The organism is Sinobaca sp. H24 (assembly GCF_023845525.1).
On sequence record NZ_JALBWT010000038.1, the window covers coordinates 1 to 13,982 of the forward strand.

Here is a 13,982-nt window from a genome sequence, read left to right on the forward strand (position 1 = left end):
CCAACCTTAGCAGCAAGTTCGTTTTCAAATTCATTTACATTGGTCCCTAAAGGCGCAATCCAATTGGTATCAAATGCTTCTTTGACGTATTCCATTTCGTATCCTTCTTCACTCATGTGAGGTGAAGATAAGTATATTCTGTCCTGCATATTGTTTATATCCTTTCCCGCTTACAATGCTTATCATTGTAATTCTCTGAATTCTATGTAAAGCAATATGTATTTTAACTATTAGATAATTTTTCCTTTTATTGTATACAAATACCAAGCTATTGTCCCATTTCCTTCCTCTTTATTCAAGACGTATATGGAAATAGGCTGTCCTTTTTCACGCACGGACAACCCGGACAGGGGCAGAACGGTATGTTCTCCTGTCCAGGCTGTCTGGGTGTATTATATCAAACCAAAGCGTTTTCTGCGCTTCTTCCGGCTGATATGTTCGGGCTTATCGACCAGCACCGTTTCGTTTTCGATAACGGCGAAGGCATTTGTTTTAAAGGTATCCACGGCGCTGCGGCCGAATTCTTCTTCTATCAGATCGTATGCTTCTTTGAGAACAAACGGGTTACTTTCCAGATCGCTTGCGCTTGTGGCGATAAAATGAGCCAGGTTGGCTTCCAGTAGAGAAAAACAGAACTGCTGCAGGTCTCTTCCGTGTTCACCGATTACAGCACCTGCGTTCAGCTGCATTAACGCACCGTTTGTGGCGAGCGTGTACAGCTGATCCGGATCACTGATAAATTCCATCACCTTTTCCGGATTGGCAATAATCGGCCGGTAGCCTTTTACCTGCAGGTCATACAGGACATTTTTGCTGAGGAGCGGTACGGAATGCTCCGGAAATTCCAAAAGCACATAGCGGCTATCGCATAAAGGAATAGCATAGTGTTCCGTTAATTCGGCCATCGTATCTCCGTTTAAACGGATTTCATGTCCGGCTTTCACGTCCACCTGGATGTTTTCCTGCTTCAGGCGGCGGTTCAGTTTTTTCACCTGCTGCTGAACGGCAGCACCGGTATGATAGCTGGTTCCGTCATTATGATGAGGTGTCGCTATGATCGTACGAATGCCCGACGCTTCTGCCTGCTGAACGAGCGCGACGCTCTGCTCTATCGTTTCCGGCCCGTTGTCGAGTCCGGCCAGTACGTGCGTATGAATATCAATCATGCGTATGACCCCCTCTAAATATGGTAAAGATGTGCTGTGTCATAATGATCGGCTGTGTATATTCTAAATACGTATCAAAAATGCCTGATATTCACTATAGTCTACTTTTTACCTATTTTGAAGTGCCACTTGTACTAATCACTGCTTTTTTTTCACTATTAAAAGCTACTTAATACCTTCTATTTTTTCACAAAAATAATGGAACATTCAGATAATACATTCCAAATACCCTATAAGTACGGGATTACATAGAAAAAAAGCTGCCTTGTTTAAAGGCAGCTCCTTCACTTATTTGGAGAACCATTTCCGGACGGCATTCAGCCGGCTCTCTTTATAGGGAGGATACATAACCGATGGAGAAAACCGGCTTTTGTTTTTCAAAATGCTCTTATAGTGGGTGAACGTATCAAAGCTTGCTTTGCCGTGATATGCGCCAATACCGGAGTTTCCGACGCCGCCGAACGGCAGGTTCGGGTTGGCGAGATGCAGAATCGTATCGTTCACGCTGCCGCCGCCAAAGGAGAGCGTGCTGAGAATGTGCTCCTCCACGGTTGGGTTGTTCGTAAACAGATACAGCGCGAGCGGCTTGTCGAAGGAACGGACGATATTCACCGCTTCGTGCAGGTTGCGGTAGGTTAGGATCGGCAGAATCGGGCCGAAGACTTCTTCCTGCATCACCGCGTCCTCCATCGTCACGCCGGTCATGAGCGTCGGCTCGATATACAGATCCGTTTGATCAGTGCTTCCGCCGTGGACGACCTTCTCCGGATCCAGCAGCTTCTCGAGACGCTGCCAGTGCTTGTCATTCACGACGCGTCCCAGATCGGGGCTTACCTGCGGGTTGTCCCCGTAGAAGTGGCGGATCTTAGTTTTCAGCCGTGCCACGAGTGCGGTCTGCATTTCTTCGGCGACGAGCACATAGTCCGGCGCAATACACGTCTGGCCGTTGTTCATGCATTTGCCCCAGATAATTTTCTCAGCGGCTTTATCCAGGTCCGCGTCTTCATCGACGATCGCCGGGCTTTTGCCGCCGAGCTCCAGCGTAACCGGCGTGAGGTTCTTAGAGGCGGCTTCCATGACGATTTTGCCGACCGGTGTGCTGCCGGTAAAGAACATATAGTCAAACGGCGCATGGATGAGCGCGGAGGTGGTTTCTTTTTCCCCTTCTACGACGGTAATGTAGGCCGGGTCAAAGTATTCGGCGATCATGTCGCGCACCACGGCGGCGACGTTCGGCGTGAATTCCGACGGCTTCAGCACGGCGGTGTTGCCGGCTGCGATTGCGCCGAGAAGCGGCTCGATTAACAGCTGAAACGGATAATTGAACGGGCCGATGACGAGTACGGTACCGTACGGCTCGGGATAGATCATGCTTTTTGAGCCCACCTGCATGATGGTGCCTTTTACCTTTTTCGGCTCCGCCCATTTCGGAAGCTTTTTCTTCATGTCCTTTAAGCTCATCAAGAGCACGCCGATTTCGGTGAGGTATGCCTCAAATGAAGGCTTTCCAAGATCGGCTTTCATTGCTTCGATAATGCGGTCTTCATACGCTTTAATTGCCTGTTCGAGCGTATTCAGCTGGCGCAGCCGAAAGTCCGTGCTTTTCGTTTCCCCTGAGTAAAAGTACGCCTGCTGGGCATCAAGAACCTTTTGGACGTCCGTTGTTTCCATCGTCTGCATAAACCCATGTCTCCTTTTTGCTATTTTAGTATCAGTACCCGAAAGAAGGAGTCGTTAAGCTTCAGGACGACGCTTGAGACACAGTATTCCAGCTATTACATACAGGACGGATGGAATGATCGATCCGCCCAGTGTAGCAAGCAGCAGCCCCGCAGCCATCCCTATCAGCCAGTACCCCGCTTTCTTTGCCTTTGTACTAATTAGAGTAAGTACCATCACCGCCAGCAGGATTGCTGCAACGTTTGCGACAAGCGCCACTATTATCTGCGGGCCAAACGCGAGCTCCTCCGGCATCTCCATATTGACCTCCGCCAGCATCCACTGAAAACCAAAGGACAGCACAGCCAGTCCGTGCAGCACCATTGCTATAATAATTAACGTTCGTTCCGCTGTTCGTTTCATAAGCCCCCTCCTTTTTTCTTCCTGCACTATACCGTACCATCGTCTGTTCTATCAAGAGAGCGCTTTCTATTTACGAGCGCTATATAATAGAAGAAACTAGTACAACGTGATAGACCGGTTTCTTTTTTATAACAAAAGGAATAATGTTCCAAAAACAGTTCACGCGCTGCCGCTTCTGACGATATAATGAAAAAGATTATATTTTCTACATAGAATATGGGGCGAAGCGTATGACAGTTGAACTGATTTATTCCACAGGCACCGGCCTGTTTCAGGAGGTACTGGCACGACCGTGGCTGTTTCTCGTATGTATTCTGGTATTAACTTTCCTGTTGACCGGCGTAATGGCGCTTCTCAGCAGGGAGTGGATGCAGCTGCGCCACAAAAAGTGGATGCTTTCCCTGCATAACCTCTATGAACAGGCAATGGACCGCACGACCGATGCGGTACTTATACTGGACGGCCGCGGCACGATACTATCATGGAACCGGGCCGCGGAGGAGCTGCTTGGTTATTCCAAAGAAGAGATGCTCCAGCAGCCAGCCGCCAGATTAGTCCCCGGCGACCGCAGACTGATTCAGGAGGCGCTGGACCGCTGCAGGCAGGAAATGCTGTTGCCGCTGAAAGCCCGGCATAAAGACGACCGGACGATTAATCTGCTGCTCACCCTGCAGCCGCATGAGCATTTCTATACGGCAACGCTTCGGTTCGATGAGCTCAAGCCGGTTACCGCAGGAACAACCCTGCACGGAGACAAAGATACTCTTACCGGCCTGCCCAACCGCACGGCCTTTCTTGCCTACCTGGAGGAGCAGATAACGATCGAAACCTTTGCTTTCTCCGTCTCGTTTCTGTCGGTTGATTCTTTTCCACGCTTGGCCGAAGCACTCGGTCAAAAGCCATCGGAGAGACTACTGCTTGAGATGACGGACCGTCTACAGATCGTCCTGCCAAACGGTGCTTTTCTTGCCCGCTGGAGCGACTTCGTTTTCGCACTGATTCTGCCGGACGAGGATGTGGTGCTGGCCGGCATTTGGGAACAGATGCGCCAAAAGCTCAAGCAGCCTTTTTCCGTTCACGGCCTACATCTGTATGCCCCGCTCTCCATCGGCGTCTGCTTTTATCCACAGGACGGAAAGAACGCAGAATTACTTCTGCAGCATGCGTACGTCGCCAAACGACAGGCCAAGCAAACCAAGGATACATCGGTGTCTTATTTTGATACGTCGATGATGAACCATATTGAACGAATGTTTCAACTCGAAGCCGACCTGCCAATGGCTTTAAGTAAGCAGGAGCTGGAGCTGCACTATCAGCCGCAGGTGAGCCTGACCGACCGCAGCATCGTGAGTGCCGAAGCTCTCCTGCGCTGGAATCACCCTGAGCTGGGACCGATATCGCCGCTTGAGTTTATCCCGATTGCCGAGGAGGCGGAAACGATCGTGCCGATAGGCTGGTGGGTAATGGAAGAAGCCCTGCGTGAGTTCCATCAGCTGCAGAAAAACAGCACGCCGCTGCAGCAGATCGCCGTAAACGTCTCGCTCATTCAGCTCGAACAGCCCGATTTCGCCGAACGTCTGGAATTGCTTCTTCACCGCTATCAGGTGAAGGCAGCCTGCCTGGAAATCGAAATTACTGAATCAATTATGCAGGAAAGCAGCCGCCTCACTGATGTATTGGAAAAGCTGCAGGAAATTGGCGTAACGATTGCTCTTGATGACTTCGGCACCGGCTATTCTTCCCTGAGCCGTCTGCATTCCCTGCCGCTGGACCGGTTGAAGATCGATAAATCCTTTATTGATGATATTGCCGTCAGCCCGTCCGCCCTTAATGTCGTTCATACCGTCGTCTATCTTGCTGAACAGACGGGCCTCGACATAGTGGCAGAAGGCGTGGAAACAATCGAGCAGGTACATATGCTCAAAGAGCTTAACTGCCTCACTTATCAGGGCTATTATTTCGCCCGCCCCCTTGCCGCCGACGCATTGAAAACCACTCTTCAAAACTACCAGATCCCGAGAGACGTGCCGGTTGGTGCAGGGATGTAAACGACAAAAAGCCGTCCAGATGGGCGGCTTTTCGTGTGACATATTATTTTAAAGAAAATATCAGACGGCGACTCCGAGAGATATTATTCCTGAAATCTTCCTCTCTGGCGGAGAAGCTCGCGGTCGAGGTCTTTGTTTTCTTCGAACGCCGCGCGTCCGTGCAGCCAGAACAGGTTGTTGACCATCACGAGGTGGCCGACCGGCAGGTTCAGCTCGGTCACGCTTTTGTCTGCTTCCAGCGAAGCAGACATATCGCGCAGGTATTGGGCTTCTGCGATCGAAGCCGGATTGGCAAACTGGTCTATAAAGCAGATGCACGGCTCACCGTTGTGCAGGAAGAACGTCTTGCGGTTGATTTCTTCACTCACGTTCTTGCTGGCCGGTGACTTATACAGGATTTCCTTCTGCGCGAACGGGTGGTTGGCATAATGGTCAAGCTCCGCCCAATCGTCCAGGTGAAGCAGCCGGGACTCGCCGCCGACGGCATTTTCTTCATGCATCTTCATCATCAGCAGCCAGTCGGTCTGGTCGCCCACGAACGTGCCGTCCGTATGCATCGTAAACAGGCGGTAGGCCTGCCGCAGATAGGAGTCACTCGCATCCGTATGCTTCACGGTGAAACGGGCATAGTATTTTCCCGACATCGCATCGAAGTTGCACTCCCCGATCAGATGCGTAAGCGCGGTGGAAAACAGTACAAATTCATCCGTATTCTTGCGCTCTTCATTCAGCCCAATCGTGAAACCGCCCGTTCTGCGGTCCATGAGGATGGACTGTACCGTTTTCGTGAACCCTTCCCCGAGCACCTCCTGCAGCGCATTGGCGGCGATAAAACGCATGTAGGGAACGTATTCCAACTCCTGCACTTCCACCTGTTTTACCTTGTCGAAAAAGGCATCAAGCTCGGTTTCCTTAATATCAATGTGGTACATCCGGTCGTTCTGCGGGTGCTTCTTAATACTTACATGCTTCGTTTCCTGGGCAAAATCCGTGACGTTCTTTTCTGTAATACTCATCTTATATTCCTCCTTCAAATTGGGTGATACAGTTCCAGCGCATACAAAAAGCCAGCCGGTGCACACGTAAAAAAGCTCATGTGAACGGCTGGCTCTAACAGGCGGACCGGCTCTTCCCTTAAAGGAGGAGTCCACGCCTTATTAAACAGCATTATTGGTTTTCATCATGCACTTACGATTTGGTAAGGATTGCTCCTAATCAAGGTAAGCGTTACCAATAATATAGAGGGTATTTCCTTTTCTGTCAACCCGGTACGGCTGCAGCTTATTTGCTTTCTCGTTTCTGCACTTCATTAAACTGGGTGTATAAGTCCTTTAATGCCGCAATAATTGCGTTTTTGGCTTTGCCGGAATAGCTGTACTGTATCGCCTTGATCGGCTCCTCTATTCCATTTTTCAAGCTGTAGCCCCGGAACAGCTGGTTAATAATTCTCTGCCGTGTTTCGGTGGCAAGAGTACAGGAGCACTGTAGAATCACCCCGTACTGCCGATCAATTTCAGCGGTCACCGTGAGCGTCTGAAACATGCTCTGTGCGGCCATCCCTTCCGGCAGCCTGGAGTGGCCTGCAATAAAAATAATGTTTTTTCCATTCATGTGGTTCATCCTCCCAGCTGTTATTCAGGCTGATTAAGCCAGCCTTTGTGTTCCTATTTTATCGTAGGGCGAATAGGCAGACAGAGCAACTTATTTTTTCTAAAAGGATCCGGTCATCTTATATTGGATCCAATACAAATAAATTATAACAAATATCTGAAAATTAAAATAGAAAATATCTTTATTTATCAAGATTATACTTACTAAATGGATTATTTTATGATACTATACAATCATATATTGGATCCCATTTAAAGATGTACCTAAAGAGAGAAGGGCAAGCGATGGAACGTACCGACACAAAAAAAACGAACCAGACAAGCGAAGACCTCGTCACGGAAACGCTACGGTCCGCTATTCTGGACGGAGAATTCCAGCGAGGCGACCGTATCGTGCAGGAGGACTGGGCCAAACGCCTGCAGGTGAGCCGGATGCCGATCCGGGAAGCCTTGAAGCGCCTGGAGTTTGAAGGACTCGTCAAAAACGAGCCCCGGCGCGGCGCGATTGTATATCCGATTTCAATCAATGATATTGAGGAGATCTACACGCTGCGCTCGATGAACGAGAGCATTGCGGTGGAAAAGGCTCTGCCCTATCTGGAGGAGAGCGATTTTGAAGAGATGGATGCGATTCTTACCGAAATGGAAACGATGCCTTTGACAGGAGAAACCTTTGACCATTATTCCTCCCTCAATCAGCTGTTTCACAAGAAGCTGATGGAGAAATGCCCGTGGAAGCGGGTGCTTCACAATACGGAAATTCTCCGCAATCACTACCTCGCGATTAAGAGTCCGATGATTTTGACCCGCTACACCGACAAAGCCAAGATGGAGCACCGGCAGATTTTAGCCGCCGCCCGTTCCGGCGAAACCACTCTTTTGAAAAAAATGGTGGAATACCATATTGAACGAAATAAGATCGACCTGATTCAGAATATTAATTTGTAGGTTCGGAAAGGAGACAGGATAATGGAAACCGTTCAAGTCCGCTACACCGAGCAGCAGCTGCAGCCATTTCTGCAGCAACTGTTCACTTCCGCCGGCGTGGAGGCACACTCCGCTTCGCTCGTATCCCGGCATTTAGTCACTGCGCATATGAGGGGCGTCACGTCACACGGGGTGATTCGCACCGGCATTTATATTAAGCGCTTACTTAAAGGAGTCGTCGAAAAAAAGGACGGCTTCACGATTGAACGGGAAACGCCTGTCAGCGCAACCGTGAACGGCGGGAACGGACTCGGCATTCCCATCGCTTCTGAGAGTATCAAGCTTGCTGTCCAGAAGGCAAAGCAGTCCGGCGTCGGCATGGTAGCCGTGACTAACTCCAACCACTGCGGGATGCTTGCCGATTATACGAATTACGCAGCCGATCAGGGGTGCATTTCGCTCGCCTTTACGAATTCCCCTTCCGCTGTTGCGCCATGGGGCGGCCTGGAAAAGTATTTCGGCACGAACCCCTTTTCCTACGCCGTGCCGCGCAGGGACAGCCCCAACATTGTGTTCGACATGGCAACAAGCGCTGTCGCGAAGGGTAAAATTATTGCCGCCAAAAACAATGGGGAGTCCATTCCTCTCGGCTGGGCGATTACGAAAGACGGGGAACCGACAACCGATCCGGTGAAAGCGCTGGACGGCCTGCTTCTCCCTGTCGGCGGACCGAAAGGATACGGGATTGCGTTTCTCGTAGAAATGCTCTCCACGGCATTGAGCGGTGCCGCCACCGGTCCGCACATGGGCGATTTGTATAATGATTTTGAGAAAAAGCAGAATAACGGCCACTTCTTTCTGGCGTTCCGCCCCGACCTGTTCGAGGATATCGACGTGTTCCACGACCGTATCGATCAGCTGGCTGCGGAAGTTCAGAGCGTCTCCACCCAGGAAGGAATCGAGCGCGTACTTCTGCCGGGTGAACTGGAGCATGCCAAGCTGCAGAAGCATCAGGCAGAAGGCGTGGAGCTCTCCCCGGTTCTCGCAGCCGAGCTGAGAGAGCTGGCACTGGAACTGGGCGTCGATCCGCTGGACTGATCAGGCCGCGAGCAGAAGATTAAATTTTTTTACTTAATAATGATAGCGCTATCAAAAAGGAGAGATAGGATGAAAATTACAAAAGTAGTCACACAATGGATACAGATTCCACTCGAACGGCCGGTCGGCTTTTCGATCAAAACGTTAACGCACCGCGATCATCTGCTTGTGCGCGTCCACTCGGACGCCGGCGTTGAAGGCATCGGCTTCTGCCTGCAGGACGTGAGCGGAAAAGCCGCCAAGGCGGCGGTGGATGAGCTGCTGGCGCCGATGATTATCGGCGAAGACCCACGTGACATCGCAAAAATATGGGAAAAGCTCTACTGGCAGACGGTCCGCGCCGGACGAAGAGGCAGCCTGATGCACGCCCTCTCGGCGGTAGATATTGCGCTCTGGGACCACCAGGCCAAGCTTGCCGGCATGCCGCTCTATAAGCTGCTCGGTGCCTACCGCGAGGAAGTGCCGTGCTACGCGTCCGGCGGCTACTACTATGATGGGCTGGAGGTATTCTCCAAGCTGGAAGAAGAAGTCCGCGGCTACGTGAAGCAGGGATTTAAAGCGATGAAAATGAAAGTCGGCCGGCTTTCTTCAGAGGAAGAAGCGGAACGGGTGAAGGTTGTCCGCAATATTATCGGACCGGATGTGAAATTGATGATTGATGCCAACGCGTCCTTTCTTGATGTGAATGAATGTCTGAGCTTCTGCCGCAAAGTCGAGCAGTATGACATTGCCTTCTTTGAAGAGCCGCTCCCGATTGATATGATGGACGGCTTTGCCCGTCTCAAGCAGCAGACATCGATTCCGCTCGCCTCCGGTGAAGTCGGCGCCACCCGCTGGGAGTTTCAGGAGTTTATGCGCCGCGGATCGCTTGATTACGTGCAGCCGGATGCCACGCAGTGCGGCGGCGTGTCAGAGTGGCTGAAAATCGCTGCGCTCGCCGGTGCCCAGGGTGTGTCGATTGCGCCACACTACCATTGGGATATTCATGTTCATCTTGCCTGCGCCACGAGAGAAGTCACGGTGCTCGAGAAGTTTATCGGCACGAACGTGAAAAACTTCGATCTTATTATTAACAATCCGAGAGACGTCACCCCGCACGGTACGCTCGTGCCACCGGAAGGCGACGGCCTTGGCATTGAATGGAACGAAGAAGCCATCCAGGAGTATCTCGTGGAAGAAGAAACGATTGAGCACGCGATGAGCACGAGCATCTAACCATATCAGCTTGTTTCCCTTTTATAAAAGTAATAAATAACCTTGTCTGTTTTATAAAAAACAGACAAGGTTATTTTTAATACAGAGTATAGATGGAAGCATGTGAATAACCGGACGTCGACTCTGGCAGAACAGCCATCGGTGAAGATAAAGAGAATGTTCTTGTCTCTTTAGCTGAGGCATGGCCTGCCGAAAGCGTACGTTCGGTTATGTTCTTATTTACTAAACGGCTGCCGCCTGCGCTAATGCACCGGCAGGCTCTGCTTTTTCAGCAGCTCCTCGATTTCCTGTTTCTGACGGTCGGTGCTGTCAAGAAGCGGCTTCCGGACCCAGCCGCCCTTGTAGCCCTGCAGGGTGGCGGTATGTTTGAGTCCGGCAATGCCGTACGTCTCCGTGACGGCTGTGTTGATCGGGAATACGGCCTGATACAGCTCCCTCGCTTCATCCACTTTTCCGTCTTTAAAGTAGTTAATAATACGGCTGCATTCATTCGGATGGCTGTTGGCAAGCGCCATGACCGCGGTATCAATGCCCAAGGCAAGTGCCGGAAACAACGCCGATGCCGTTCCGACCATAATCGTAAAATCGGCCGGCAATTCGCGCTTAAAGGTAGCCAGCTGCGGCACATTTCCGCTGCTGTCCTTCATGCCGATAATGTTAGGATGTCCGCTCAATCGCTTCAAGAGCGCCGCGCTCACATTAATATGCGTGAATTTCGGTACGTTGTAGACAAGAATAGGAATGTCGCTGTGGTCAGCCACTTCGGTAAAGTACGCTGCCAGCGCTTCGTCGGACATCGCTTTTCCGTAGTAAAACGGCGTCAGGATCAACGCGGCGTGCGCCCCGATTTCGGCGGCTTTGTTCGTCAGTGCAATCGTCTCCCGCGTTGATTCCATTCCCGTTCCCGCCAGCACTGCACGCCCTTTTTTAGCATGCCGGACGGTGATGCTGATCAGCTCCAGCTTTTCCTCCTCGGTCAGATAGATCGTTTCACTGTTGGACCCTAGCGCCAGGTACCCGGACAGGTCGTCCTCGTTCCACTTTTCAATATTGGCGCGGTAGCTGTCATAGTCTACGTCCCCGTTTTCTGTAAACGGCGTAATCACCGGAGGAATAACCCCCTGAAGCGTCAAACCTGCCATCTGTACTCCTCCTTGTATTTTCCTGTTTTATTTTAAAGTCGTGCGGCAGCCGCCGAGCACGTTGTCACCCAGACGCAGGGAAAACGTGTCCCCGTCCGCCACGGGACCGACGCCTTTTGGCGTGCCGGTAAAAATCAGGTCTCCTTCGCCGAGTCCGAATGATTCCGCCGTGTAGTCGATAATGTGCTGCAGATCAAATATCATCTGCTGGCTGTTGCCGCGCTGGGCTTCCGTGCCGTTTTTAATCAGCGTAAAGTCCATGCTTTTCAGCGCTTCCACGCCCGGAAATTCAATAAACGGCGTTACCGGTGCGGAGGCGGGAAAGCCTTTCGCCCGCAGCCACGGATGTCCCTTTTCCTTTAAGGTGCTCTGCACGTCACGCAGGGTAAAATCAAGGCCGAGCCCGAGACCGTCGATCAGCTCGTCGGCTCTCATCCCCTTTTCATACGGTTTTCCGATACGAATAACCAGCTCCGCTTCAAAATGAACCGCGCCTTTGCCGCCCGGCAGCTCAATCTCGCGGCCGTCTGCTTCCACCCAGGCGTGCGTCGGCTTCAGAAAAAGCATCGGCGCTTCCGGCATCGCATTATTCAGCTCGGAGACGTGCTCGGTGTAGTTGCGCCCGACGCAGTAAATATTCTTAATAGTTGTCATCATGTATCCCTCTTTAGTGTCAGTTTTGTTAAATGGCTCCGCTGTCACGCAGGGCCGCAATTTCCTTTTCGGATAAGCCGTAGCCCTGCAGCACTTCCGACGTATGCTCGCCCAGCTGCGGCGGCGCGCTTTCCATTTTCACGTTAATATTCTTGTATTTAATCGGGTTGCGGACGACTTTCATGCGTCCGACGCCGGGATGATCGGCCTCCTGCGTCATTTCCCGGGCCACAACCTGCGGATGATCAAACACCTGCTCGACGTTGTTCACCGGTCCGCACGGAATTGCATGCGAGGACAGCAGCTCCTCCCATTCGTCCGCGCCCTTTTCGGTAAACACGTCTTCGAGGAGAGCGCGGAGCTCGGCCCGGTTGGCAACCCGGTCGCCGTTGGTCACAAACTTGGGGTTGTCTTTCCACTCCGGGTGCCCCATCGCGTCCGCCATCCGCTGAAACAGGCGGTCGTTTCCCGCGGCCACCATAATCGGCTTGTCTTTACACGGAAACGTTTCGTACGGAGTAATGTTGCCGTGCGCATTGCCGACGCGCTCGGACACGTGATCATTCAACAGATAGCTGCTGGCAATATTACCGAGCGAGCTTACCTGCACGTCGAGCAGGGACAGATCGATATGCTCGCCCTCCCCTTCGTTATCGCGGTGGCGGAGCGCGGCCAGCACCCCGATCGCCACGTAGTGTGAGGTCATAATATCCACGACCGGGGTCCCGACTCTCGTCGCCTCTGCGCCGGGATGGCCGGTAATGTCCATTAAGCCGCCCACCGCCTGAATGACCGGATCATAGCCGGGCAGATCCTTGTACGGACCCGTCTGGCCGTAGCCGGTGACCGAACAGAGAATAATGTCTTCTTTTACACTTTTAAGTGTCTCATAATCGAGCCCGAGACGCTCGAGCGTTCCCGTTTTGAAATTCTCGATCACCACATCTGATTCTTTAACGAGCTGCTTGAACAGGGCGACGCCTTCTGTATTTTTTAAATCAATCGTTATCGATTTCTTGTTGCGGTTGGCCGCCAGATAGTACGTGCTTTCCTCTTCGATAAACGGCCACCAGTGCCGGATATCATCCGACCCGTTCGGCGCTTCGACCCGGATCACTTCGGCACCGAGATCCGCGAGCTGCATCGAGCCGAGCGGACCCGCGAGCACCCGCGATAAATCGAGAACCTTGATGCCTTGCAATGGCTTATTCATGTCTGCATCACTCCACTAAATAGACTATAGTGCCTTTACGAGGCCGCCATCGACGACAAAGGTCTGTCCGGTGACATACGTATTTGCGCCGGAGCAGAGGAACACGACCTGCTTGGCGAATTCTTCCGGCTGGCCGTAGCGGCCGATCGGAATCGACTTTTCGGTATTCGAGCGGATCTCGTCGTAGGTTTTGCCCTGCTTGTCGGCGCGGATCGTATCGAGCTGCGCGACACGTTCGGTGTCAATCCGGCCCGGGCCGATGGTATTGATAAGAATATTGTCATCCGCGACTTCCTGGGAGAGGCTTTTCGCCAGGCCGACGATGCCGGCGCGGAACGTGTTGGAAAGTACAAGATTGTCGAGCGTCTGTTTAATCGAGGACGAGGCAAAATTAATAATCCGCCCGCTTTTCTGGCTGCGCATATGCGGCAGCACTTCGCGGATCAGGCGCACAAAGCTCAGCAGGTTCAAATGAAACGCCGATTCCCACGCCTCATCTTCAAACGCTTCAAAGGTGCCGGCCGGCGGGCCGCCGGCGTTATTCACGAGCACATCGACCGTGCCGTGCAGCTCCACCGCTTTTGCTACGAGTGCCTTAATCGAAGCCGGATCGGTAATGTCGCACACCTGATAGTGCACGTTTTCGTTATTTGTCTCTTTTTTGATTTCCTCCACTGCCTGGCGGAGCTGGTCTTCGTTCCGGCTCGAAATCAGTACGTTGGCGCCTTCTCTTGCGAATTCGAGGGCTGATGCTTTGCCGAGTCCTTTGCTTGAAGCGGTCACCACGACCGATTTGTTTTGTAAATGCAGATCCATAGAAACATCTC

Annotated in this window: 13 protein-coding genes and 1 pseudogene; 4 read left to right on the forward strand and 10 right to left on the reverse strand. The window is 51.9% G+C overall.

The window, feature by feature from the left end; all coding sequences use genetic code 11:
- The 4 genes and pseudogenes from MMY81_RS27845 to MMY81_RS27860 form a co-directional block, all read right to left on the reverse strand.
- A pseudogene (locus tag MMY81_RS27845) lies at window positions 1-149 on the reverse strand (aminotransferase DegT); the annotation flags it as partial.
- A gap of 243 nt (window positions 150-392) precedes the next feature.
- Window positions 393-1,166, reverse strand: coding sequence for a tyrosine-protein phosphatase (locus MMY81_RS27850; RefSeq protein WP_252315361.1), 774 nt, complete (start codon window positions 1,164-1,166; stop codon window positions 393-395).
- A gap of 288 nt (window positions 1,167-1,454) precedes the next feature.
- Window positions 1,455-2,846: an aldehyde dehydrogenase gene (locus tag MMY81_RS27855; RefSeq protein ID WP_252315362.1), complete on the reverse strand. Its 1,392-nt coding sequence runs from the start codon at window positions 2,844-2,846 to the stop codon at window positions 1,455-1,457.
- A 54-nt stretch (window positions 2,847-2,900) separates the two neighbouring features.
- Window positions 2,901-3,248, reverse strand: coding sequence for a hypothetical protein (locus tag MMY81_RS27860; RefSeq protein ID WP_252315363.1), 348 nt, complete (start codon window positions 3,246-3,248; stop codon window positions 2,901-2,903).
- Window positions 3,249-3,478: 230 nt separating this feature from the next.
- Here MMY81_RS27860 and MMY81_RS27865 point away from each other — a divergent pair, with 230 nt between their 5' ends.
- Window positions 3,479-5,296 (forward strand): putative bifunctional diguanylate cyclase/phosphodiesterase, encoded by a 1,818-nt coding sequence (locus MMY81_RS27865; RefSeq protein ID WP_252315364.1) that lies wholly within the window; start codon window positions 3,479-3,481, stop codon window positions 5,294-5,296.
- A gap of 83 nt (window positions 5,297-5,379) precedes the next feature.
- Here MMY81_RS27865 and glaH read toward each other — a convergent pair whose 3' ends face one another.
- Together glaH and MMY81_RS27875 are read right to left on the reverse strand one after the other, a co-directional pair.
- A complete protein-coding gene (glaH, locus tag MMY81_RS27870; protein ID WP_252315365.1) occupies window positions 5,380-6,312 on the reverse strand; it encodes a glutarate dioxygenase GlaH in 933 nt (310 codons plus the stop codon).
- Between the two features lie 265 nt (window positions 6,313-6,577).
- Complete coding sequence (locus tag MMY81_RS27875; protein WP_252315366.1) at window positions 6,578-6,907, reverse strand: DUF3870 domain-containing protein; 330 nt, start codon at window positions 6,905-6,907, stop codon at window positions 6,578-6,580.
- A gap of 284 nt (window positions 6,908-7,191) precedes the next feature.
- Between MMY81_RS27875 and MMY81_RS27880 the strand changes: the two genes are divergently transcribed.
- The 3 genes from MMY81_RS27880 (at window position 7,192) to MMY81_RS27890 (ending at window position 10,146) form a co-directional block, all read left to right on the forward strand.
- Window positions 7,192-7,854 carry a GntR family transcriptional regulator gene (locus tag MMY81_RS27880; protein ID WP_252315367.1) on the forward strand — a complete coding sequence of 221 codons (663 nt, stop codon included), beginning with the start codon at window positions 7,192-7,194 and terminating at the stop codon, window positions 7,852-7,854.
- Window positions 7,855-7,875: 21 nt separating this feature from the next.
- Window positions 7,876-8,931, forward strand: a complete 1,056-nt coding sequence (locus MMY81_RS27885) for an Ldh family oxidoreductase (RefSeq protein WP_252315368.1) — start codon at window positions 7,876-7,878, stop codon at window positions 8,929-8,931.
- Between the two features lie 69 nt (window positions 8,932-9,000).
- Window positions 9,001-10,146: a mandelate racemase/muconate lactonizing enzyme family protein gene (locus MMY81_RS27890; RefSeq protein ID WP_252315369.1), complete on the forward strand. Its 1,146-nt coding sequence runs from the start codon at window positions 9,001-9,003 to the stop codon at window positions 10,144-10,146.
- Between the two features lie 242 nt (window positions 10,147-10,388).
- Here the strand turns inward: MMY81_RS27890 and MMY81_RS27895 are convergent, their stop codons facing one another.
- From MMY81_RS27895 to MMY81_RS27910, 4 genes are read right to left on the reverse strand one after another with little or no spacing between them, the layout of a single operon-like run.
- Entirely contained in the window at window positions 10,389-11,288 is a 900-nt protein-coding gene (locus MMY81_RS27895; protein ID WP_252315370.1) for a dihydrodipicolinate synthase family protein, read from the reverse strand.
- A gap of 27 nt (window positions 11,289-11,315) precedes the next feature.
- Window positions 11,316-11,945 carry a fumarylacetoacetate hydrolase family protein gene (locus tag MMY81_RS27900; protein ID WP_252315371.1) on the reverse strand — a complete coding sequence of 210 codons (630 nt, stop codon included), beginning with the start codon at window positions 11,943-11,945 and terminating at the stop codon, window positions 11,316-11,318.
- A 25-nt stretch (window positions 11,946-11,970) separates the two neighbouring features.
- Window positions 11,971-13,155, reverse strand: coding sequence for a CaiB/BaiF CoA transferase family protein (locus tag MMY81_RS27905; RefSeq protein WP_252315372.1), 1,185 nt, complete (start codon window positions 13,153-13,155; stop codon window positions 11,971-11,973).
- Window positions 13,156-13,179: 24 nt separating this feature from the next.
- Entirely contained in the window at window positions 13,180-13,971 is a 792-nt protein-coding gene (locus tag MMY81_RS27910; protein WP_120191699.1) for an SDR family oxidoreductase, read from the reverse strand.
- Between the last annotated feature and the right edge of the window lie 11 nt (window positions 13,972-13,982).

Bases quoted from the DNA above. Each gene is read 5' to 3' on its own strand.
- MMY81_RS27850 (WP_252315361.1), bottom strand. From the start codon at position 1,166: ATGATTGATATTCATACGCACGTACTGGCCGGACTCGACAACGGGCCG.
- MMY81_RS27855 (WP_252315362.1), bottom strand. From the start codon at position 2,846: ATGCAGACGATGGAAACAACGGACGTCCAAAAGGTTCTTGATGCCCAG.
- MMY81_RS27860 (WP_252315363.1), bottom strand. From the start codon at position 3,248: ATGAAACGAACAGCGGAACGAACGTTAATTATTATAGCAATGGTGCTG.
- MMY81_RS27865 (WP_252315364.1), top strand. From the start codon at position 3,479: ATGACAGTTGAACTGATTTATTCCACAGGCACCGGCCTGTTTCAGGAG.
- glaH (WP_252315365.1), bottom strand. From the start codon at position 6,312: ATGAGTATTACAGAAAAGAACGTCACGGATTTTGCCCAGGAAACGAAG.
- MMY81_RS27875 (WP_252315366.1), bottom strand. From the start codon at position 6,907: ATGAATGGAAAAAACATTATTTTTATTGCAGGCCACTCCAGGCTGCCG.
- MMY81_RS27880 (WP_252315367.1), top strand. From the start codon at position 7,192: ATGGAACGTACCGACACAAAAAAAACGAACCAGACAAGCGAAGACCTC.
- MMY81_RS27885 (WP_252315368.1), top strand. From the start codon at position 7,876: ATGGAAACCGTTCAAGTCCGCTACACCGAGCAGCAGCTGCAGCCATTT.
- MMY81_RS27890 (WP_252315369.1), top strand. From the start codon at position 9,001: ATGAAAATTACAAAAGTAGTCACACAATGGATACAGATTCCACTCGAA.
- MMY81_RS27895 (WP_252315370.1), bottom strand. From the start codon at position 11,288: ATGGCAGGTTTGACGCTTCAGGGGGTTATTCCTCCGGTGATTACGCCG.
- MMY81_RS27900 (WP_252315371.1), bottom strand. From the start codon at position 11,945: ATGATGACAACTATTAAGAATATTTACTGCGTCGGGCGCAACTACACC.
- MMY81_RS27905 (WP_252315372.1), bottom strand. From the start codon at position 13,155: ATGAATAAGCCATTGCAAGGCATCAAGGTTCTCGATTTATCGCGGGTG.
- MMY81_RS27910 (WP_120191699.1), bottom strand. From the start codon at position 13,971: ATGGATCTGCATTTACAAAACAAATCGGTCGTGGTGACCGCTTCAAGC.